General features: G+C 76.4%; 1 protein-coding gene. It reads right to left on the reverse strand.

Features of this window, described 5'->3' with window-relative positions:
- Positions 1–242: iron chelate uptake ABC transporter family permease subunit (locus KVS67_RS12825; protein WP_217565529.1), on the reverse strand; the 242-nt coding region annotated here is incomplete at both ends.

The raw sequence follows: 242 nt of genomic DNA on the forward strand, positions 1-242 counted from the left end.
CACAAGGACCCGGAGGACCGGCACCGGGCCCACGAGCGCGGTGCACATGGCCATCAGCACGGAGCCCAGCAGCAGCGTCGCCATGAGCTCGCGCCGGTGGCGCAGGCCCAGGTTGGTCGCGGCGTCGGCGCCGAGCGCCACCGGGTTCAGGCGGCGGGAGCGCAGGCACAGCAGCGCGCACACGACGACGGCGGTGGGCGCGGGGAGCGCCACGTACGCGGTCCGGGCGTTGGGGAGGGTGC

The sequence above is a fragment of the Micrococcus sp. GbtcB5 genome, assembly GCF_019091605.1.
GTDB lineage: Bacteria > Actinomycetota > Actinomycetes > Actinomycetales > Micrococcaceae > Micrococcus > Micrococcus luteus.